The 18,704-nt window shown below is 58.8% G+C and carries 16 protein-coding genes and 1 other RNA gene; 5 read left to right on the top strand and 12 right to left on the bottom strand.

The features are described 5' to 3' along the window. Window positions 1–67: 67 nt before the first annotated feature. The 9 genes from MF6394_RS07670 to MF6394_RS07620 form a co-directional block, all read right to left on the bottom strand. Window positions 68–376, bottom strand: coding sequence for a hypothetical protein (locus MF6394_RS07670; protein ID WP_015093411.1), 309 nt, complete (start codon window positions 374–376; stop codon window positions 68–70). Then, on the bottom strand, window positions 373–1,353 hold the full coding sequence (locus MF6394_RS07665) for an integrase domain-containing protein (RefSeq protein WP_078466482.1): 981 nt from the start codon (window positions 1,351–1,353) through the stop codon (window positions 373–375). The genes MF6394_RS07670 and MF6394_RS07665 overlap by 4 nt, the downstream gene beginning before the upstream one ends. After that, entirely contained in the window at window positions 1,331–1,690 is a 360-nt protein-coding gene (locus MF6394_RS07660) for a hypothetical protein (protein ID WP_078466413.1), read from the bottom strand. Before MF6394_RS07660 ends, MF6394_RS07665 begins: the two co-directional genes overlap by 23 nt. After that, window positions 1,674–3,074: a YfjI family protein gene (locus tag MF6394_RS07655; RefSeq protein ID WP_078466412.1), complete on the bottom strand. Its 1,401-nt coding sequence runs from the start codon at window positions 3,072–3,074 to the stop codon at window positions 1,674–1,676. The genes MF6394_RS07660 and MF6394_RS07655 overlap by 17 nt, the downstream gene beginning before the upstream one ends. A gap of 1,029 nt (window positions 3,075–4,103) precedes the next feature. Continuing rightward, window positions 4,104–5,360, bottom strand: coding sequence for an integrase domain-containing protein (locus MF6394_RS07640; RefSeq protein WP_078466410.1), 1,257 nt, complete (start codon window positions 5,358–5,360; stop codon window positions 4,104–4,106). Between the two features lie 186 nt (window positions 5,361–5,546). Next, window positions 5,547–5,943: a transfer-messenger RNA gene (gene ssrA / locus MF6394_RS07635) on the bottom strand. 94 nt (window positions 5,944–6,037) lie between these two features. Then, on the bottom strand, window positions 6,038–6,316 hold the full coding sequence (locus MF6394_RS07630) for a hypothetical protein (protein ID WP_020301768.1): 279 nt from the start codon (window positions 6,314–6,316) through the stop codon (window positions 6,038–6,040). A 136-nt stretch (window positions 6,317–6,452) separates the two neighbouring features. Next, on the bottom strand, window positions 6,453–9,263 hold the full coding sequence (locus tag MF6394_RS07625; RefSeq protein WP_078466409.1) for an FAD-binding and (Fe-S)-binding domain-containing protein: 2,811 nt from the start codon (window positions 9,261–9,263) through the stop codon (window positions 6,453–6,455). Window positions 9,264–9,333: 70 nt separating this feature from the next. Next, a complete protein-coding gene (locus MF6394_RS07620; RefSeq protein ID WP_003194231.1) occupies window positions 9,334–11,028 on the bottom strand; it encodes a lactate permease LctP family transporter in 1,695 nt (564 codons plus the stop codon). A gap of 252 nt (window positions 11,029–11,280) precedes the next feature. Here MF6394_RS07620 and MF6394_RS07615 point away from each other — a divergent pair, with 252 nt between their 5' ends. Further along, window positions 11,281–12,048 carry an FCD domain-containing protein gene (locus MF6394_RS07615; RefSeq protein ID WP_014719963.1) on the top strand — a complete coding sequence of 256 codons (768 nt, stop codon included), beginning with the start codon at window positions 11,281–11,283 and terminating at the stop codon, window positions 12,046–12,048. Between the two features lie 27 nt (window positions 12,049–12,075). Here MF6394_RS07615 and smpB read toward each other — a convergent pair whose 3' ends face one another. Beyond that, complete coding sequence (gene smpB / locus MF6394_RS07610) at window positions 12,076–12,558, bottom strand: SsrA-binding protein SmpB (protein WP_003176160.1); 483 nt, start codon at window positions 12,556–12,558, stop codon at window positions 12,076–12,078. 167 nt (window positions 12,559–12,725) lie between these two features. Between smpB and MF6394_RS07605 the strand changes: the two genes are divergently transcribed. Next, window positions 12,726–13,160 (top strand): type II toxin-antitoxin system RatA family toxin, encoded by a 435-nt coding sequence (locus tag MF6394_RS07605; protein WP_003194226.1) that lies wholly within the window; start codon window positions 12,726–12,728, stop codon window positions 13,158–13,160. Next, window positions 13,153–13,455: an RnfH family protein gene (locus MF6394_RS07600; RefSeq protein ID WP_034133693.1), complete on the top strand. Its 303-nt coding sequence runs from the start codon at window positions 13,153–13,155 to the stop codon at window positions 13,453–13,455. Before MF6394_RS07605 ends, MF6394_RS07600 begins: the two co-directional genes overlap by 8 nt. A gap of 1,584 nt (window positions 13,456–15,039) precedes the next feature. On the opposite strand, the gene MF6394_RS07595 is transcribed toward MF6394_RS07600, so the two are convergent. Continuing rightward, on the bottom strand, window positions 15,040–15,567 hold the full coding sequence (locus MF6394_RS07595) for an outer membrane protein assembly factor BamE (RefSeq protein WP_032895265.1): 528 nt from the start codon (window positions 15,565–15,567) through the stop codon (window positions 15,040–15,042). A 98-nt stretch (window positions 15,568–15,665) separates the two neighbouring features. On the opposite strand from MF6394_RS07595, the gene fur reads away from it, so the two are divergent. After that, window positions 15,666–16,070 (top strand): ferric iron uptake transcriptional regulator, encoded by a 405-nt coding sequence (gene fur / locus MF6394_RS07590; protein WP_003194220.1) that lies wholly within the window; start codon window positions 15,666–15,668, stop codon window positions 16,068–16,070. Window positions 16,071–16,155: 85 nt separating this feature from the next. Here fur and recN read toward each other — a convergent pair whose 3' ends face one another. After that, window positions 16,156–17,829: a DNA repair protein RecN gene (recN, locus tag MF6394_RS07585; protein WP_078466408.1), complete on the bottom strand. Its 1,674-nt coding sequence runs from the start codon at window positions 17,827–17,829 to the stop codon at window positions 16,156–16,158. Window positions 17,830–18,083: 254 nt separating this feature from the next. Between recN and grpE the strand changes: the two genes are divergently transcribed. After that, window positions 18,084–18,644, top strand: coding sequence for a nucleotide exchange factor GrpE (gene grpE / locus MF6394_RS07580; protein WP_003194215.1), 561 nt, complete (start codon window positions 18,084–18,086; stop codon window positions 18,642–18,644). The last annotated feature ends 60 nt before the right edge of the window (window positions 18,645–18,704 follow it).

Here is an 18,704-nt window from a genome sequence, read left to right as displayed (position 1 = left end):
AGCGCAAAGGCACGCGCTGTTTCTGCATGGGTGACGGACAAGCCAGTAAGGTAGGACACAAGTGAGCCTAGAACGCTGTCTGCTTATGACTACTCGAGCGACCGACGAGCAGTTCTCGTTCGTTTCCTAATCGCGCCCAGATCAATAGGGCGGTGAGCAGATAGTAATACCGCGTAGCGTTGGCATGGTCTTTCAGATACTGGGTGAGAAACCAGCGCACATGCTTGAGTTGCCAAGTCCAAGGATTATCACGTTGCCAGCGCTGTTGAATGGCCGCTTGCATGACTCGAGCTTGCCGTAGGTGACGCTGCTGTGTGACCTTCGAGCCAGTCAGTACGCCGCTCAGGAACAGCGCCATATTGAAGGGTTTGGTCACGCTCGACCTCCAATGTAGGCCGAAATGACATCGATCCGGTTATGCCCGAGCTCAAGGCTGATTTGTTGGCGCGCCTGTCGATCCAGGTCGAGGTCAATGCGATAGCAGTGGTCACCATTGACCGGTGCAGCGTTGCCGGTGAGTTGTTCGTAACGCTCGCAGGCGTAGGCTGCTCGCAGTTCATGAAAACCCTTCAGCTCTTGTTTATGCAGCGTTTCGCGGGTGGGGAGCACTGTCTGTTGCAGGAACGCGGCGTAGCTTTCGTTTCGGGCCAACAAGTTGCGGCTGCCGGTCGGTGCAGCATGACGAGCAAACTGCAGCGCCGCCTTCACCGCTTCATTGGCTATGACCCATCGCGGTGCTGATGCCCCCGAGCGGCCACCTTTGGTGCCGTCCTGGATGTTGATACGGCCCAAGTGTTCGGCTTCGCGGTGCAGTCGCGGCAGGTCAGCCAGGATCGCTTCGCGCAGGCGCATACCGGTTGTTCGAGCCAACAGGACAATCGCGGCCACCCGTTCGTATTGCTGTTCGCCGAGCGCCTCGAGTACTCGCTGCATTTGTTGGTGGTCTAGGCCATCCGGCGCACAGGTGCGTACGCTCGAGCGCTGTTGACCCAACGCCTGACTCGGGCTGGCGATCCTCACGTCCTGATCACCGCGCAGCGCCGCGAGGGTGCGGTTGACGCTGCTCAGGCGGTTCTGCGCGGTGGCGATGCAGAGTTCACCTTGCTGGATCTGCTGGCGCATGTAAGCGGCGTAGTCTTGCAGCGTCTGTCGATCAATCTGGCGCGCATCGTTGTAACCGGGGCCATCCTCTGACCGACACCAACGCACGAACGCTTGCCAACGATCGCTATGCGCTTTGACCGTGGCGAAGTGGCCACCGGCAAACAGATCCTTGAGCGCTTGTGGGCCGGCATAGCTCAGCTGGCGGCCATAGCCAAAGTTGCGACCATCACGCCGACCGACCAATGCCATCATCATCACCGTTTTCGTTTGTTTGCAGAAAGAGCAGCAGGGCTTTCCAGTGGGGGCTGAGCCTGTCCACCTGCTGCCAGTGTGTCGGGCGGATGAGTAGGGCGTTCTCCTGGTGTTCCAGCAGTGCTCCTTCCTCACGTAGTTGCTCGATCAACAGGGCGATGTCGGCGGGGGCAAGAGGTGGTGTGGCGACAGCGGCGACAGTGGCGACAACCCGCGTCATTCCTGGCCTGGCGCGTGGCGACAAGGTGGCGACAGAAGCGGCGACACGCCGAGTTTCTGATTGCGATTGATGTTGCGCCTGGTAGCAGCGCACCGCGTCATTGAGGCGAAACATGGCGGACCTCGAAAGTTTTGGCATCGCGACTGTTCAGCCAGTTATGCGTGATCAGCTCGACGAGCAGTGTGGCGGTGTGATGGCTGCTCTTGCGGGCGAAGCGAGGGCCGTTGCGATTGAGATCGCGGATGGTGAATTGGGTCCAGCCTTTTTGCGTCAGCCAGCGCAGCAGTCGATCCGCTTCCTCACGTAAAGTGTTGATTGGCTCTTGTTCGGTCAGGCGTTGGATCTCCGCCAGGTAGTAATCCATCAGTGTTGAGGCGCGTTGAATATGGGCCTCACTCACTACATTCGCATCTTCAATTACTGCGAGCACACCGGCGATGCGCAGCACATTGGTCGCCGCTTTTCCTGCGACGGATTGGACGCCCGCCAGCTCACCGAACTCGCCAGACTGGCATTCGATGGTGTCGTGAATATCAATCCAGGCAGTGCGAGCGCTGGGCGTTAGTTCCAGCCTGGCGGGGTTAAGTGAACCGTCTTTGTGCAGCGACAATGGCTTATCCAGCAGGGCGGTGATGCGCGTTTGGTAGCGCTGGACCTTGGTATCTCGCGTCAGGTCGACTGCCTTGTACAAGCGCCGGCCGACCAGACGTTCTGGCCAACTGATCAGGCAGCGGCCCAAGATGCCTTGGCCATTGATCACCGGGTCTTTGAGTAGCTGGTTGGCCAAGTAAGGCTGTAGCATCAAATGCAGGCTGAGGCGGCGATCATAGGCACGCAGGCTTTCTCCGGCCATGGAGCGCGCCCGGTCGATGGGGCTGCCATCCCACAGTGTCGACAAGGTGGTGATCGCCTTGAGCAAGTTCTCTTTGCTCATGGTGCTGCTGCCCAAGAATTGGCCACCTTCATCATTGAACAAGCCCATGCTGGGCAAGCCATGGCACAGGCTTTTGATCAGGGCCTCAATGGTGGGTTCGGCAATGATCAGCCTCGGCGGGACTGGCTCAGATGGTTCGCTGCCTTCCGCCTCCGCGTGTTTCTTTGAGGTTTTGGGTTTGGCCATGATGCTGGTAGCGGCGCGATAAGCTTTGAGCTTTTCCGCATACAGGGTCCACTGCTGTCGCTCCCAGTCGCGCGCCGTCTTCAGTGCCAGATGATCCACCGCGCTTTTGCGATCACCCGAGGACGCCACCGTCAGCAGGTAAAGGGACAGCGGATAAGATCGGCCGTCGAGTTGGACATTGGCATGACCCTGGCTCACCAGAGCTGCGCTGGCCAGCACCGATTGTGCAGCCATGGCGCGGGGTACGCCGATCACCTCGGCCAGTCGTTCGACCGCAGGGCCCAACAGTTCCCCGAGTGCTTCGACCGGATAGGGCAGTGGCGCCTGCTGGTATTCCAGCAATGGTTGTGGGGGCTCGAACGCTTCGCACAGTTGCATCGCTATTCTCCTGAAACTATCGACTTCGTCCTCACTCATCCCGCCACGGTTGTTGAGTGTTATCAGGGGTCAAGGCCCCTGCGACCTGTGAGGGTTGTCCTCTCACGCGGGACTGGCGGCTCCTTACGACCGGGAGCTTGGGCATCTCATGATCTGGCCTCCTGAGCACTTCCGAAGAAGTGGGCGGGTGGAGGCTGCACTGGCTGACGAGACCGGCCGCGAGATCCTGAGTCAGGTGAAGGCAGTGAGGCGATGACTGGGGCATGCCTGACTGTCAGTCAGGTGCAGTCCATTCCTTGAGCTGCGGCACCATCATCGGCATCGCTGTGGCGAGTGAGCATTCGGTGTTTGTCACGCCGATTGTCACGAGGGGGAAAGCCGCAAAGGCCCGTGTGAGCAGGGCTGCAGCAGTGGTAGGAGCGCCCGTCTCTTTAGGGGGCAAAGAGACGGGCAAAAGGTTGGCGCAAGAAATAGCCAAGCGGATAAGTTGCTGCAGAGCAGCCAGGAAGGGGCATGAGTTGCCGCAGTGGGCATTCTGGAAGAAGTGGCATCCATCACATCGCTGTGACCGTGCGAGCCGCCGGACGCTAATCGCACTTCGGGGAGAACCACCACGATGCGGCGTAGCCTTAAAGGTTCTGGCTACCTGGGTGCTGTCGAGGACAGCGCTTGTACGGTTCTGGTTTAGCGCTGGTTCTGCTCACGGTCAACAGTATTTTGGGGGCGACTGTTGCGCCAATCGGTAGCGCTGGAAGACCTTGGAGGTCGATGGTTTTCCATGGCCGGGTGGTCGTTCGTCGGTTTTTAATGTGAGCCCATGCGGGTGGGAATGCGGAGCCTTCCCGCTCGCGTGGGCTTGGCCGAGAAAGCCCCAAGAGAGAGGCTTGCAATGGCGACAGTCGCCATCTCTGTCGCCATGCTGCAGGCCAGGTATTACGCGGGTTGTCGCCGGTGTCGCCGCTGTCGCCAAATCAACCATCACTCTATCTGGGGAGTCATTTTCGGTTACCGGCGGCGTCCGGTGAGCGCTTAGCGTATCGGCACGACGTTGCGGTTCCTGGTTAGATTGATGGCAGATGCCGACAGGCTGCCGGTGGCCGATTTCTGGATGTGTTCACTCCACCAGGCCATCATCGGACGCCGCCGTTCGATGTAATCAGCCCGGTTGTAGGCGCTACGAACTTCGTCTTTATCTACATGCGCCAGTGCGACTTCGATTAGCTCCGGATCCCACCCATGCTCGTTCAAAATTGTGCTGGCCATGGAGCGCATGCCGTGGCTGACCAAGCGGTCCTGAAAGCCCATGCGTTTCAACGCCATGTTGGCTGTCTGGCTATTAGCGTGGGTACGCGGGTTTCTATCTGCCGGGAACACGTACTCTCTGTGGCCGCTATGGGTCTTGAGTGTCTCCAGTAACGCGAGTGCCTGTTCAGTCAGCGGGATGGTATGCGGGCGACGCTTTTTCATGCGCTCCGGTGGGATGGTCCAAATGCGTTTGTCGAAATCGATGTCTGCCCACCGAGTGGTGGCTGCCTCGACAGGGCGGGTCATCGTGTGCAACTGCCATTCGATCAGACAGCGCGTGACTCGCTTGATGCTGGCATTCGCGATTTCCATCATGAGCTCCGGAAGCTCGTCAGGTCGTAGCGCGGCCATGTTCTCTTTCCTGGGTTTCTTGAACACCGCCCGAATGCCACTGAGGGGGTTCGAAAAGATAAGTCCTGAATTGACCCCGTAGGTCATGATCTCGTTGAGTCGTTGGCTCAGCCGCTTCACTGTTTCGAGGCTGCCTTTGGCCTCAATCGGGCGAAGGAGCTTGATCACCATAGGAGCACTGACTTCAGAAAGCGGCGTCGATTTCATGCTTGGAAAAACATGCAGCGTGAGTGAACGCCAAATGTCCTCGGCATACGCTGGCGTCACTGAGTCTTTCTTCAGTTCGAACCAGGCGGTGGCTATCTTCTCGAAGGTGTGTTCGGTCTCAGCCAATCTGGCTTGCCTTTGCTCATCGCGCTGGGCTTTGGGATCAATGCCTTGAGCAAGTAGCTCTCGCGCCTCGACTGCTTTCTTCCGAGCATTCGCTAATGAGAGGTCGGGGTATGGACCGAGCGCCATATTAAGACGGCTTCTGGTCAACGGTTCGCGATAATTGAAATTCCACATCATCGAGCCGCTGGCGCGTACTCGAAGCTGCAGGCCGTCGCCGTCGCTGAGGACGAAGTCTTTACCAGTTGCCTTGACTGCCTTGAGCTGGCGATCGGAGAGGCGGGTTGCGTTAGTAGGCATGGGGGCTACCTCCAGCACCGTTTTGGTATCCTGAAAGTAGCACTTGGCAGCCCGGGATACCACCTGGGATACCAAAGCGCCTGGAACTCAGAAATCCTCAAAAGTCCCCGAAAGCCCTGGAAGTCGCGTATTTACTGGACTCCAGGCACAAAAAAAGACGTCCTTGGACGTCTTTAGATGATGAAGTGGTGGAGCCGGGGGGATTTGAACCCCCGTCCGCCAGTACTCCGCTGTCGGTACTACATGCGTAGCCGTTTCTATTAAGTTAACCCTCAGCGACCCGAAGGGCAGGGTGCTTTGGGCGAGTTGTGTAAGTTTTAGCCGCTTCGTCCACAACGTACTGCACGGCGATTCTGTTCTATATGACAATCACTTTGGGTTTACAGACATCCCCTGGTGATTGCTGGACCCGAAGGTACCAGAAGCTCAGGGCTAAGGCTGCTTACGCAGCGAGAGCGAATTCCTGGCCGTAGTTTTCGTCATTGGCAACTATAAGAAGTTGCAACAGTGGATTTACGAGTTCTGTTACCAACTCGGCATGCACCTAAAGTTTCGCGACCGGCGTCGAATCCTAAACGGCCCCGTGCTTGTAACTCGTTGTTTCTTAGTGAGTGACAAGCCTGTGCAGTGTACGCCAAAACGTCAGCGAAGGCCAACCCGAAGGTTGGCCCTCTCGCTTACTGGCCGCCTTTCTCGCTGTTCTGCAGGTCTTGCAGGGCCTTGGAGGTGATTTCGATGCACTTCTTCTCATCACCGGCGGCGTGGGCGGCCTTGGCCTGGGAGACGGCGGTGTCTATTTCGCCACTTTTACCGCTGGTGTCGGTGGCGAGCAGGGCTTTGCCGTTGTTGATTTTGTCCAGGTTGATCTGGCACAGGTCTTTGTCACCGGCGGCGAAAGCGGGGGAGGCGAGCATCGCAGCGGTCATGAACAAGCCAGCAAGAGCGGAACGCTTCATAGGGTGTCTCCTTGCGCAAAAGGGCTCGACGCTGCTGGCGTGCAACCGCTGCCAGCGACATCACGGATGGGCCTCGTTGGTCGAGGCCTATGCAGATGACTGCGCCGGTGCGCCAGGGTTCGGTTTTTTTGCCGGATCAGTGGGCGCGGGCGCGGGTGACGCGGTCTACCAGGTAGACCAGGTTGTGGTAGTCGATGCCGCCATGCTGGCTCAGGCCGATCTCGCAGGTGCGGCTGGTGGAGATGCCTTCGCTGCAATATTGCACGGCGTCTTTGAGTGAGCGCAGGGAGTGGGCGTTGAGCTCCGGGGTGGTGAAGCCTTTGTCGCCGGCAAAGCCGCAGCAATGAATGCCTTCGGGGATCACCACGGTTTTTGCGCAGCGTCGCGCCAGTTCGATCAGTGCCTGGCTCTCGCCCAGGTGTTGGGTGCTGCAGGTGACGTGCACGGCGATGGGCGCTTCTTGGGGTGTGAAGTCGAGGCGGTTCATCAGGTGGGTGCGGATAAAGCGCACGGGGTCGTAGAGGTCTAGGCGCGTTTCTCCCAACTCTTGCACCAGGCGCAGGGTGCAGGGGCTGGTGTCGCAGTAGATCGGGTCGAGGCCACCGCGGCTGGCGTGGAGCAGGGCGCCGATCAGTTCCTGGCGCTTGTGTTCGGCCTGCTCGGCGTAGCCTTTGGAGGCGAAGGGTTGGCCGCAGCAGAGGCTGTCCTGGTTGTCGGGGAAGACTACCTGGTAGCCGGCTTTTTCCAGCAACTGCCGGGTTTTGTCGTACAGCGAGATTTGCTCTTTATCGCCGGCTGCCGGGCCCATGGCGCGGGAGACGCAGGCGGCCAGGTACACCACGCGAGGGCGCGCGTCTGTCACAGCGGGGCTGAAGCGGATGGCCTTTTCGGGCTGTGGCATGGCGTTGGTCCACTGCGGAATTTGCCCTTTGGACAGCTTGGTCAGCGTGCTCGAGAGCCTGGCCAGCCGTGGGGCACCCAGCAGCATGCGTGCGCCGTTGGCGACGTGCAGGGTAAAGCGCGCACCTTGCAGCGCGGTGGCGAAATGGCTGGCGAGCCAGTCGGCGGTTTTCGTACGGGCGGCTTCGCGGCTGCGCAGTTTTTTCACTAGGTCGCCGGTATTGATGCCTACAGGGCAGCGTTGCGCGCATAAGCCGGTGGCGGCGCAGGTGTCGATGCCCTGGTAATGGTAGGCCGCTTCCAGTTCGGTGGTGTCCACGCCTGCGCGTTTTTTCGCCTGGATGTCGCGCCAGATCACGATGCGCTGGCGCGGGCTCAGGGTCAGGCCTTTTGACGGGCACACCGGTTCGCAGAACCCGCACTCGATGCACTTATCCACAAGCTCATCGGCGGCGGGCAACGGCTTGAGGTGTTTGAGGTGGATCTGCGGGTCTTCGCTGAGCACCACATCCGGGTTGAGGATGCCGTTGGGGTCGAGCAGGCGCTTGAGCTGCCACATCAGTTGGTAAGCATCGCTGCCCCATTCCAGTTCGACGAAAGGGGCCATATTGCGGCCGGTGCCGTGTTCAGCCTTCAGCGAGCCACCGAACTCCACAGCCACCAGTTGCGCGACGTCGTCCATGAACGCTTGATAGCGTGCGACTTCTTCGCTGCTGTTGAAGCCCTGGGTGAACACGAAGTGCAGATTGCCTTCCAGGGCGTGTCCGAAAAGGATGGCTTCGTCGTAGTGATGTTTGTCGAACAGGGCGATCAAGCGGTTCACGCCAATCGCCAGTTGTTCAACCGGGAAGGTCACGTCTTCGATGATCACGGTTGTGCCGGTTTTGCGCACGGCACCTACGGCCGGGAAGGTGTCTTTGCGGATGGCCCACAGGCGGGCGTTTTCCAGTGGGTCTTCGGTGAAGTCGACTTGTTGCTCCACGGGGAATGCCGCCAGGGAGGCCATGATTCGCGTCAGTTGTTCGTGCAGCAGCGTTGGCGAAGCGGCGCGGGATTCGATCAGCAGTGCGCAGGCGTTTTCCGATAGGTGCTGTACGAAAGCAGGCATGCCCGGTTTGTCCTGCACCGACCGCATGCTGCGTCGGTCCAGCAGTTCAACGGCGGAGACGGGTTGGGTTTTCAGCACGGTGACGGCGTTGCAGCAGGTTTCGACATCCGGGAAGACGATCAGCGCCGAGGCTTTGTTGGGGTGATCGATCACCGTGTTGTAGGTGACGGCGCTGATAAACCCCAGAGTGCCCTCGGAGCCGACCAGCAGGTGGCTGAGGATGTCCAGAGGATCATCGAAATCCACCAAGGCATTGAGTGACAGGCCGGTGGTGTTTTTCAGGCGGTATTTGTGGCGGATCTTTGCCGCCAGCTCAGTATTTGCCCTTGTCTGGCGACCTAGTAGGGCCAGGCTTTCAAGCAGTGCGCCATGTGACTGGCGGAAGGCTTGCACGCTGGCGGCATCTTCGGTGTCCAGGCGGCTGCCATCGGCCAGTACCAGGCGGATGCCCGCCAGGGTGTGGTAGGTGTTTTGCGCGGTGCCGCAGCACATGCCACTGGCATTATTGGCGACGATACCGCCGATCTTACAGGCGTTAATTGACGCTGGGTCTGGGCCGATCTTGCGCCCGAACGGTGCGAGCCAGGCGTTGGCCTGGGCGCCGATCACGCCCGGTTGCAGGCGGATTTGCGTGCCTTGCCCGCGAATTTCGCGGTGGTTCCAGTTATCACCCAGCACGATCAGCACCGAGTCGCTGATGGCCTGGCCCGAGAGGCTGGTGCCTGCGGCACGGAAGGTCACCGGCACGCGGTCGCGCTGGGCCAGTTGCAGCAGGGTTACCACTTCGTCTTCTGACTCCACGCGGATCACCAACTGTGGGATCAGTCGGTAGAAGCTGGCGTCGGTGCCGAAGGCGAGGGTGGAAAGTGGATCGTCGAAGCGGCGATCTTGCGGGATCAGTTGTGCGACGTCGCTCAGGAAAGCAGCAGGCAGGCTCATCGGTCCTCCAGAAATAGCAGACGCCGGAAGGATGTCCCGGCGTCGATTCTTACCCTATTACGTGCAGGTCTCAGTGCACCAGCATACCGGTGAACCAGTACGCCTGCGCCAAGGTGATCAGCCCGACGATGGTGGCAAAAAACAGGCTGTGCTTGAGGGTAAAGCGGAACAGGTCGGATTCCTTGCCCACCAGGCCGGTGGCGGCGCAGGCCACGGCGATTGATTGCGGCGAGATCATTTTGCCGGTCACGCCACCGCTGGTGTTCGCGGCTACCAGTAGGGTGTCGTTGACGCCGATCTGGTGAGCGGTAGTGGCTTGCAATGAGCTGAACAGGGCATTGGATGAGGTATCGGAGCCTGTCAGGAAAACCCCCAGCCAGCCAAGGAATGGCGAGAAGAACGGGAAGGCAGCACCGGTGCCGGCCAGAACCAGGGCCATGGTCGAGGACATGCCGGAGTAGTTGGTGACGAAGGCGAATGCCAGCACCATGCCGATGGAGAGGATCGGCCAGCGCAGCTCGTAGAAGGTCTCTTTTAAAGTGGTAAGACCAGTTTTGATATCGATTTTCAATACCAGCATGGAGATCAGTGCCGAGAAGAAGATCGCAGTGCCGGTGGCCGAAATCGGGTCCAGCTTGAAGACGGCCGGGATGGCGGTTGGGTTGGTCACGATGGGCGCGACTTTAACCACCAGTTGATCTAGGTGCGGGATCGCGAAATTGAACACCCAGCCGTACATCGAACCGCCCGCGGCGAACAGGGCCTTGAAGGGTTTGAGGGTCCAGATGGTCACCAGTACGGTGAGGATCAGGAACGGCGACCACGCCTTGAAAATTTGCCCCAGGCTGTAGGGCGAAACCACGGTGTTGCGTGGCAGGCCGAAGCCGCCGGCGCTGGAGGTGACCGCTACGCTGGAGGTGGCGCCGGCAATTTGTGCGCCTGCGGTGCGCTTGGGTTGCCAGACTTTCAGGAACAGCGTCAGGGCAATCAGGCTGGCGAGTGCCGAGGTGATGTCCGGCAGCTCTGGGCCAATGAAGTTGGAGGTGAAATATTGGGTGACGGCAAAGCTCAAGCCGGCCACCAAGGCTGCCGGCCAGGTTTCGCGAACGCCGCGCAGGCCGTCCATCATGAACACCAGCCAGAACGGTACGAACAGCGACAGCAGCGGCAGTTGGCGGCCGGTCATGGCGCCAATCTTGAACGCATCAATGCCGGTGACCTGGCCGGCGACGATGATCGGAATGCCCAATGCACCGAAGGCCACAGGCGCGGTATTGGCAATCAGGCACAGGCCGGCGGCGTACAGAGGGTTGAAGCCCAGGCCTACCAGCAGCGCGGCGGTGATCGCCACGGGCGCGCCGAAACCGGCCGCGCCTTCCAGGAAGGCGCCAAAGCAGAAGCCGATCAGCAGCACCTGCAAGCGCTGGTCATCGGTGATCGACAGCACGGAGCTACGGATGATTTCGAACTGGCCGCTCTTGACCGTTAATTTGTACAGGAATACTGCCGCGACGATGATCCAGGCGATGGGCCACAGGCCGTAGGCAAAACCATAACCGGCCGCAGCCAGTGCCATGTCTACCGGCATCTGGAAGGCGAAGATGGCGACCAGGATCGACAGGGCTAGGGTGATGCTGCCGGCCACATGGCCTTTGAGGCGGAACACGGCCAGCGCCAGGAAGAAAAATACGATGGGAATGACGGCCGCCAGTGCGGACAGGCCGAGGCTGCCGAGTGGGCTGTAAAGCTGTTGCCAGGTTTGCATATGGGGTGGCCCCTGATTGTTGTTGTTTGATGAGCTTGGGTAATTGGTAATACCAATTTACAATCGCTGTGGGCTAGATTAAGAGGCTGGGCAGGGGTGTGTCAATTTGCCGCCTGCGAAACTTTGGTCGTAGGTCGGGAGGCGGGGTGTTCTGATCGGCGAAATTGAAGGCGTTCTGATAGGTGCTGCCGGCACGTCGATAGGCCAGAATAGGGGCCCCGGCGAGTGGTCGGGATGGTGGAGAGTTGAGTTATGGGGTTTGATCAGGTGCGTCAGCGCCGTTTGTCTGACGATATTGTCGAGCAGCTTGAGGGCATGATTCTCGAGGGCACGCTGAAGTCGGGCGAGCGTTTGCCGGCCGAGCGCGCGTTGGCTGAGCGCTTTGGTGTGTCGCGCCCATCGTTGCGTGAGGCGATTCAGAAGTTGGCGGCCAAGGGCTTGCTTGTCAGTCGCCAGGGCGGTGGCAACTATGTGGTGGACTCCCTGGGTTCGACCTTCAGCGATCCGCTGCTGCACTTGTTGGAAAGCAATCCCGAAGCACAGCGCGATCTGCTGGAGTTTCGTCAGACGCTTGAGGCTTCGTGTGCTTATTACGCGGCGTTACGCGCCACGGAGGTTGACCGTGAACGGCTGACCGCCGCATTTGAGGCGTTGCAGGATTGTTATGCGCGCGCCGACGAAGTGAGCCGAGTGGAGGAGGGCGCTGCGGATGCAAGGTTTCACTTGGCGATTGCCGAAGCCAGTCATAACGCCGTATTGCTGCACACCATTCGTGGGCTGTTCGACCTGCTCAAGCGTAACGTGGTGACGAATATTGGTGGCATGTACCAGCAGCGTACCGAGACCCGCGACATGCTGATCAATCAGCATCGGGACTTGTACCTGGCCATCATCGAGGGTCGGGCCGAGCAGGCGCGTGAAGTCTCGACACGGCATCTGCTGTATGTGCAGGAGGTGTTGGAGGAGGTGCGTCAGGAGGTTCAGCGCGTGGCTCGGGCGGAGCGGCGCAAAGGGATGTAGCCCGCGTGGGCTACACCGTCACAAGGATTACTCTTCCTTGCCTTTGTTGCGCACGGCGCGATGCAGCTCGCGATTGGAATCGCGCTCGCGTTCGGTGTCGCGCTTGTCGTATTCCTTCTTGCCCTTGCCCAATGCGATCTCGCATTTGACCAGGTGCTTGCTCCAGTACCAGGACAAGCAGATGCACGCGTAGCCTTTTTGCTGCACGGCTGCGGCGAGCTTTTCGAGTTCGCGAGCATTGAGCAACAACTTGCGCGTACGCACCGGGTCGGCAATCACGTGGGTGCTCGCGGTGGTCAGCGGGGTGATATGACTGCCAAGCAGCCACGCCTCGCCATCCTTGAGCAGCACATAACTGTCGACCAGCTGCAGTTTGCTGGCACGCAGACTTTTTACTTCCCAGCCGGCCAGGACCAGACCAGCCTCGAACCGATGTTCGATGAAGTAATCGTGTCGCGCTTTTTTATTTTGCGCGATGGTCCCTGTGGGGTGTTTCTTTTGTTTAGCCATAGGGGCGGCATTATAGGGAGTTGCGAGCGTGTCGGCTACGGTCAACCTGTGTGCTTGAGCGAGTTGGACGAATCCCGGACAATGCGGGCAGTTCTTTGGTTTTTTTCTCTCGCGGATTGGGCTGTTCTTTCGCGATGTTTGCCTTAAGCAGTGGAAGTAACGCTCACATGACGACGCATATTCAACGTTCGGCCCTGTTGCCCTACCCGGCGCAGGCGCTCTATGACCTGGTCAACGACGTGGCGCGTTACCCAGAGTTTCTGCCTTGGTGCTCGACGGCCGAGGTTCTGGAGAGCAGTGACGAGCACATGGTTGCCAGTGTGGGGGTGGCCAAGGGCGGCCTCAGCCAGCACTTTGTGACGCGCAATGTGCTGGTGCCGGGTCAATCCATTGAAATGAACCTGCAGGAAGGGCCGTTCACCCAACTGCACGGTGTGTGGGTGTTCAAGGCGCTGACGGACAAGGCCTGCAAGATCAGCCTGGATCTTTCGTTTGATTATGCCGGGCCGATTGTTCGTGCGACCTTGGGGCCTTTGTTCAATCAGGCAGCCAATACCCTGGTGGATGCGTTCTGTCAGCGCGCCAAGCAACTGCATGGTTGAGATTGAGGTGGTGTTTGCCGCTGAGGACCGGCAGGTGTTGCTGGCGGTAAAGGTGGCTGAAGGCACTAGTTTGCGCGAGGCGGTGCAGGCGTCGGGAATGGCAGCGCATTTTCCTGATGTTGATCTGGCTGATTGCCCGGTGGGTATATTTGGCAAGGTCGTGGTGGATGCACAGGTGCGCTGCGTACAAGCCGGTGACCGTATTGAGATCTATCGGCCTTTGCTGGCCGACCCTAAAGAGGTGCGCAGGCTGCGCGCGGCCAAGGCGGCATTGGCCAGGCAAGCGAATTCTTGAGCTTGCCAAATGGCAGCGTAGCTATCTGCAGACCTGCGATACGAAGCTGAACCCTTGACGGCCTGTCAACCGACACATATCTCCTTGGAACCCCGCGATAGCGGTGGTTCAGTTGAAGAATTATTGACTGACACACCGCCTTCGCGGGCAAGCCCGCTCCCACAGGGGATCTGAGGCAGGCGCTGATTTTGTGGGCAATAAATGGCTAATGTGTGTGGCTTGCCTGCGAAAGCGGTGGTTCAGTTGAAGAATTATTGACTGACACACCGCCTTCGCGAGCAAGCCCGCTCCCACAGGGATCTGAGCCAGGCGCTGATGCTGTGGGCAATACAAAACTAGTGTGGGAGCTGGCTTGCCTGCGAAAGCGGTGGTTCAGTTGAAGAATTATTGATTGACACACCGCCTTCGCGGGCAAGCCCGCTCCCACAGGGATCTGAGCCAGGCGCTGATTTTGTGGGCAATACATGGCCAATGTGGGTGGCTTGCCTGCGAAAGCGGTGGTTCAGTTGAAGAATTATTGACTGACACAGCGCTTTCGCGAGCAAGCCCGCTCCCACAGGGGCTGAGCCAGGCGCTGATTTTGTGGGCAATACATGGCTAGTGTGGGAGCTGGCTTGCCTGCGAAAGCGGTGGTTCAGTTGAAGAATTATTGACTGACACACCGCCTTCGCGGGCAAGCCCGCTCCCACAGGGATCTGAGCCAGGCGCTGATTTTGTGGGCAATACATGGCCAATGTGGGTGGCTTGCCTGCGAAAGCGGTGGTTCAGTTGAAGAGTCATTGACTGACACAGCGCTTTCGCGAGCAAGCCCGCTCCCATAGGGATCTGAGCCAGGCGCTGATTTTGTGGGCAATACATGGTCAATGTGGGAACTGGCTTGCCTGCGAAAGCGGTGGTTCAGTTGAAGAATTATTGACTGACACACCGCCTTCGCGGGCAAGCCCGCTCCCACAGGGATCTGAGCCAGGCGCTGATTTTGTGGGCAATACATGGCTAATGTGGGAGCTGGCTTGCCTGCGAAAGCGGTGGTTCAGTTGAAGAATTATTAACTGATGCACCGCCTTCGCGAGCAAGCCCGCTCCCACAGGGGATCTGTGCCAGGCGCTGATTCTGTGGGCAATACAAAACCAGTGTGGGAGCTGGCTTGCCTGCGAAAGCGGTGGTTCAGTTGAAGAATTATTGACTGACACACCACCTTCGCGAGCAAGCCCGCTCCCACAGGGGATCTGTGCCAGGCGCTGATTTTGTGGGCAATACATGGCCAATGTGGGAGCTGGCTTGCCTGCGAAAGCGGTGGTTCAGTTGAAGAATTATTGACTGACACACCGCCTTCGCGGGCAAGCCCGCTCCCACAGGGGGCTGAGCCAGGCGCTGATTTTGTGGGCAATACATGGCTAATGTGGGAGCTGGCTTGCCTGCGAAAGCGGTGGTTCAGTTGAAGAATTATTGACTGACACACCGCCTTCGCGGGCAAGCCCGCTCCCACAGGGGGCTGAGCCAGGCGCTGATGCTGTGGGCAATATCGCTATGCAAATGGCAGGCAACAAAAAGCCCGGCATGCCGGGCTTTTTATCGAGCGCAAAGTTATTGCGGGCTGGTGTCCAGAGGCTCAGGCGTCGGCACGGGCACGGTTTCCACGTTGTCGATGTCTTTCTGGATGCTGTCCAGCAGGGAACCTGGCTTGGCCGGTACCTCGGATTTTGGTTTTTCAGCTTGCTGCGCAGGGGCGGTCACGTTGGTGCCGCTGTCCTTGCCCAGCAAGGCTTCATCGCGGCTTACGCCGGGCATGAAGTCACCTGACAGGCTCACGAGCTGGTCATTGCCATTGAAGATGACACTGACGCGCTCCTGCTGGCGTTCACCGCCACCCGGCTGCAGGCTGTAGAGATAATCCCAGCGATCGGCATGGAAAGTGTCGGTCAGCAGGGGATTACCCATGATAAACCGTACTTGCCGTCGGGTCATTCCCGGGCGTAACTGGTCTATCATGTCCTGCGTGACGACATTGCCCTGCTGGATGTCGATTTTGTAAACCCCGGGGAATGAACAACCGGCGAGTGCGAGCAGTCCCACAAAGGTGAAACTGGTTAGCAAGAGCTTGGTGTTTTGCATCGGTGGGCGACTTCCACTATCTTGGCTGGGACAACGTAAACGCCGATCATACCCGTATTAAGAGAAGCTGCGAAGCAGCATCCGCGAGAAAGCTAACCATGGTTGAAAATAGCGAACTACGCAAAGCCGGTCTCAAAGTGACTCTGCCACGAGTCAAGATTCTACAAATGCTCGATTCTGCTGAGCAGCGCCACATGAGTGCCGAAGACGTTTACAAGGCGCTGATGGAGTCTAACGAGGACGTCGGCCTGGCCACGGTCTACCGTGTACTGACCCAGTTTGAAGCCGCAGGGCTGGTGGTTCGTCATAATTTCGACGGCGGTCATGCGGTGTTTGAATTGGCTGACGGTGGTCACCATGACCACATGGTTGACCTGGATACCAATGAGGTTATCGAGTTCACCAGCCCTGAAATCGAAGCGCTGCAGCACAAGATTGCTGAGGAGCATGGGTTCGATTTGGTCGACCACAATCTCGTGTTGTACATCCGTAAGAAAAAGTAAAAATCGACGCAGTTTTGCTTTGCGAAACGATTGAAGGCGACCCTCGGGTCGCCTTCGTGCTTTCTATAGAGGGGAAAATGTCGCTTCAGGCCTTCGCGGCCACCACCATTTTTTTCGCGTGAGCCAAGGACTCTTTAGTCAAGTCGATACCACCAAGCATCCGCGCCACTTCTTCCACCCGTTCCGATTTGTTCAGCTTGGAGACGGCTGTGTGTGTCGCGTCGGCACCGCGCACCTTATGCACAAACAGGTGCTGATGCCCTTGAGCTGCCACTTGCGGCAAGTGGGTCACCGTAAGCACCTGGCCACGATCCCCGAGGCGGCGCAGCAATTGGCCAACAATTTCTGCGGTCGGCCCGCCAATGCCCACATCCACTTCATCGAATACCAGGGTGGGTACCCGTGAGGTCTGTGCGGTAATCACCTGGATCGCCAGGCTGATCCGCGAGAGTTCGCCGCCGGAGGCCACTTTGGCCAGGGCCTTGAGCGGTTGGCCGGGGTTGGCACTCACCAGCAGTTCGACGTGCTCCAGCCCATGGGGCTGCAATTCTTGACTGGCGTTGGGATGCAACTCGATGGTGAAGCGCCCGCCTGGCATACCCAGGCGTTGGATTTCCAGCTCAACGGCGCTTGCCAGGCTAGTAGCTGCCTGCTGGCGCAGAGCGCTCAGTTCCCTGGCTTTTTCCTGATAATGACGGGCAAACGAAGCGAGCTCCTCGCCCAATCGCTCAATGGATTCGTCGTTCGCGTTGAGTGTTTCGATTTCATCCAGCAGTTTCTGCTGCATGGTTGCGACTTCCGTCGGCTGGATTCGATGCTTGCGAGCCAGGGTATAAATAGTGTCCAGGCGTTCTTCTATTTCCTGCAGGCGTGCTGGGTCGGCGTCGAAGTGGTCTAGGAAACGATTGAGTTCGCCCACGGCCTCTTCAACCTGGATTTGCGCGCTGGTCAACAGGGTGGTCGCTTCGCTCAGTGAGCCAGAAGCATTGTTCACGCTGGACAGGCGATTGAGGCTGGCGGTCAGTGCGTTGAGCACATTGCCGGAGTCGCTCTCGCTACATTGTTCGACCACCTGGCGGCAGATGCCCAGCAGGGTTTCGGCGTTGGTCAGGTTCTTGTGTTCCTGCTCAAGCTGTTCCAGCTCGGTTTCACCCAGGCCCAGGCTTTCGAGCTCTTCCAATTGATAGCTGAGCAACTGGTGGCGGGCGCGTTGTTCGTCGCCGGAGTTGGAGAGGCGTTCCAGCTCCTGGCGTGTCTGGCGCCAGCGTTGGGCGGCCAGTTGAACTTGCCGGGAAAGATCGGTGGCGCCGGCGTACTCATCGAGCAGGCGGCGGTGGGTATCGGTTTTCAACAGGGATTGATGTTCGTGCTGACTGTGGATATCGATCAGCAATTCGCCCAAGGCTTTCAAGTCGCCCAGTGGGCAAGGTGTGCCGTTGATATAACCGCGGGAGCGCCCCTCGGCGGTGATCACCCGGCGCAGAATGCAGGGGCCTTCATTATTAAGGTCGCGCTCGGCCAGCCATGCTTCGGCTTCGGGGATGTCCGCCAGGTCGAAGGTGGCCAGGATATCGGCCTTGTCTGAGCCAGGGCGTACCACGCCACTGTCGGCCCGATCGCCAAGCGTCAGGCCGAGAGCGTCGAGCATGATCGACTTGCCGGCGCCGGTTTCGCCTGTGATTACGCTCATCCCGCGATCCAGTTCAAGATCCAGGTGTTCAACGATGGCGTAGTTATGTACAGACAGGTGCACGAGCATGACGGCCGCTCCCAGGCTTTAGGTCTGGTTATTTATACAGTGTTTTGTTCGGGGCTGACAATCCTGGCGCTTAGCTCGATTTGCTTGAGTCGCGATTTTTTTTAGCGCGATGTGGAATGAGCGTGAAGGAAATGATCCAGGTCAATCGAAAGACTTTTGGTAACGCCGGCGCCCTTGAACCTGAAAATTGTGGCCCCATATACCGGAGCAGAAGCGCGAGTTGAGTTCGCGCATGATTTTGAAAGGAGAAATCTATGGCTGACGAACAGACGCAGGATACGCAAACTCCAGACGCCAATTCGGCTGCCGGTGATGAACTGGCGACTCGTGTGCAAGTGCTCGAAGAGCAATTGGCCGCTGCGCAGGATCAATCGTTGCGTGTTGCCGCCGATCTGCAGAACGTCCGCCGCCGTGCCGAGCAGGATGTAGAGAAGGCTCACAAGTTCGCGCTGGAAAAATTTGCCGGTGACCTGCTGCCGATCATCGACAGTCTGGAGCGTGGTCTTGAGTTGTCCAACCCGGACGACGAAAACATCCGCCCAATGCGCGAAGGCATCGAGCTGACCCTGAAAATGTTCCAGGACACCCTGAAGCGCTATCAGTTGGAAGCGATCGATCCGCAGGCCGGCGAGCCGTTCAATGCTGAGCATCACCAAGCCATGGCCATGCAGGAAAGCCATGACCTGGAACCCAATAGCGTGATCAAGGTGTTCCAGAAGGGTTACCAGCTCAACGGTCGCCTGATGCGCCCGGCAATGGTGGTGGTGAGCAAGGCTCCTGCACCCGTTGCACCTTCTATTGACGAGCAGGCTTGAAATCCGCCGCAAGGCCCCCATTTATAAGTCAAGCGTTTAAGTGCTACCGCAGTTAGCCAC

The organism is Pseudomonas sp. MF6394, assembly GCF_002018845.1.
In the GTDB taxonomy this organism is placed as follows: Bacteria; Pseudomonadota; Gammaproteobacteria; order Pseudomonadales; family Pseudomonadaceae; genus Aquipseudomonas; species Aquipseudomonas lactis.
Note: the sequence above shows the minus strand (reverse complement) of the source record. Positions and strands in the feature narration are given on the sequence as shown.

What these genes read in the sequence shown, in the direction of transcription:
- grpE (WP_003194215.1), top strand. Translation starts at nt 18,084, where the DNA reads ATGGCTGACGAACAGACGCAGGATACGCAAACTCCAGACGCCAATTCG.
- MF6394_RS07640 (WP_078466410.1), bottom strand. Translation starts at nt 5,360, where the DNA reads ATGCCTACTAACGCAACCCGCCTCTCCGATCGCCAGCTCAAGGCAGTC.
- MF6394_RS07655 (WP_078466412.1), bottom strand. Translation starts at nt 3,074, where the DNA reads ATGCAACTGTGCGAAGCGTTCGAGCCCCCACAACCATTGCTGGAATAC.
- fur (WP_003194220.1), top strand. Translation starts at nt 15,666, where the DNA reads ATGGTTGAAAATAGCGAACTACGCAAAGCCGGTCTCAAAGTGACTCTG.
- MF6394_RS07660 (WP_078466413.1), bottom strand. Translation starts at nt 1,690, where the DNA reads ATGTTTCGCCTCAATGACGCGGTGCGCTGCTACCAGGCGCAACATCAA.
- smpB (WP_003176160.1), bottom strand. Translation starts at nt 12,558, where the DNA reads ATGGCTAAACAAAAGAAACACCCCACAGGGACCATCGCGCAAAATAAA.
- MF6394_RS07615 (WP_014719963.1), top strand. Translation starts at nt 11,281, where the DNA reads ATGGGGTTTGATCAGGTGCGTCAGCGCCGTTTGTCTGACGATATTGTC.
- MF6394_RS07620 (WP_003194231.1), bottom strand. Translation starts at nt 11,028, where the DNA reads ATGCAAACCTGGCAACAGCTTTACAGCCCACTCGGCAGCCTCGGCCTG.
- MF6394_RS07630 (WP_020301768.1), bottom strand. Translation starts at nt 6,316, where the DNA reads ATGAAGCGTTCCGCTCTTGCTGGCTTGTTCATGACCGCTGCGATGCTC.
- MF6394_RS07605 (WP_003194226.1), top strand. Translation starts at nt 12,726, where the DNA reads ATGACGACGCATATTCAACGTTCGGCCCTGTTGCCCTACCCGGCGCAG.
- MF6394_RS07665 (WP_078466482.1), bottom strand. Translation starts at nt 1,353, where the DNA reads ATGGCATTGGTCGGTCGGCGTGATGGTCGCAACTTTGGCTATGGCCGC.
- MF6394_RS07600 (WP_034133693.1), top strand. Translation starts at nt 13,153, where the DNA reads ATGGTTGAGATTGAGGTGGTGTTTGCCGCTGAGGACCGGCAGGTGTTG.
- recN (WP_078466408.1), bottom strand. Translation starts at nt 17,829, where the DNA reads ATGCTCGTGCACCTGTCTGTACATAACTACGCCATCGTTGAACACCTG.
- MF6394_RS07625 (WP_078466409.1), bottom strand. Translation starts at nt 9,263, where the DNA reads ATGAGCCTGCCTGCTGCTTTCCTGAGCGACGTCGCACAACTGATCCCG.
- MF6394_RS07595 (WP_032895265.1), bottom strand. Translation starts at nt 15,567, where the DNA reads ATGCAAAACACCAAGCTCTTGCTAACCAGTTTCACCTTTGTGGGACTG.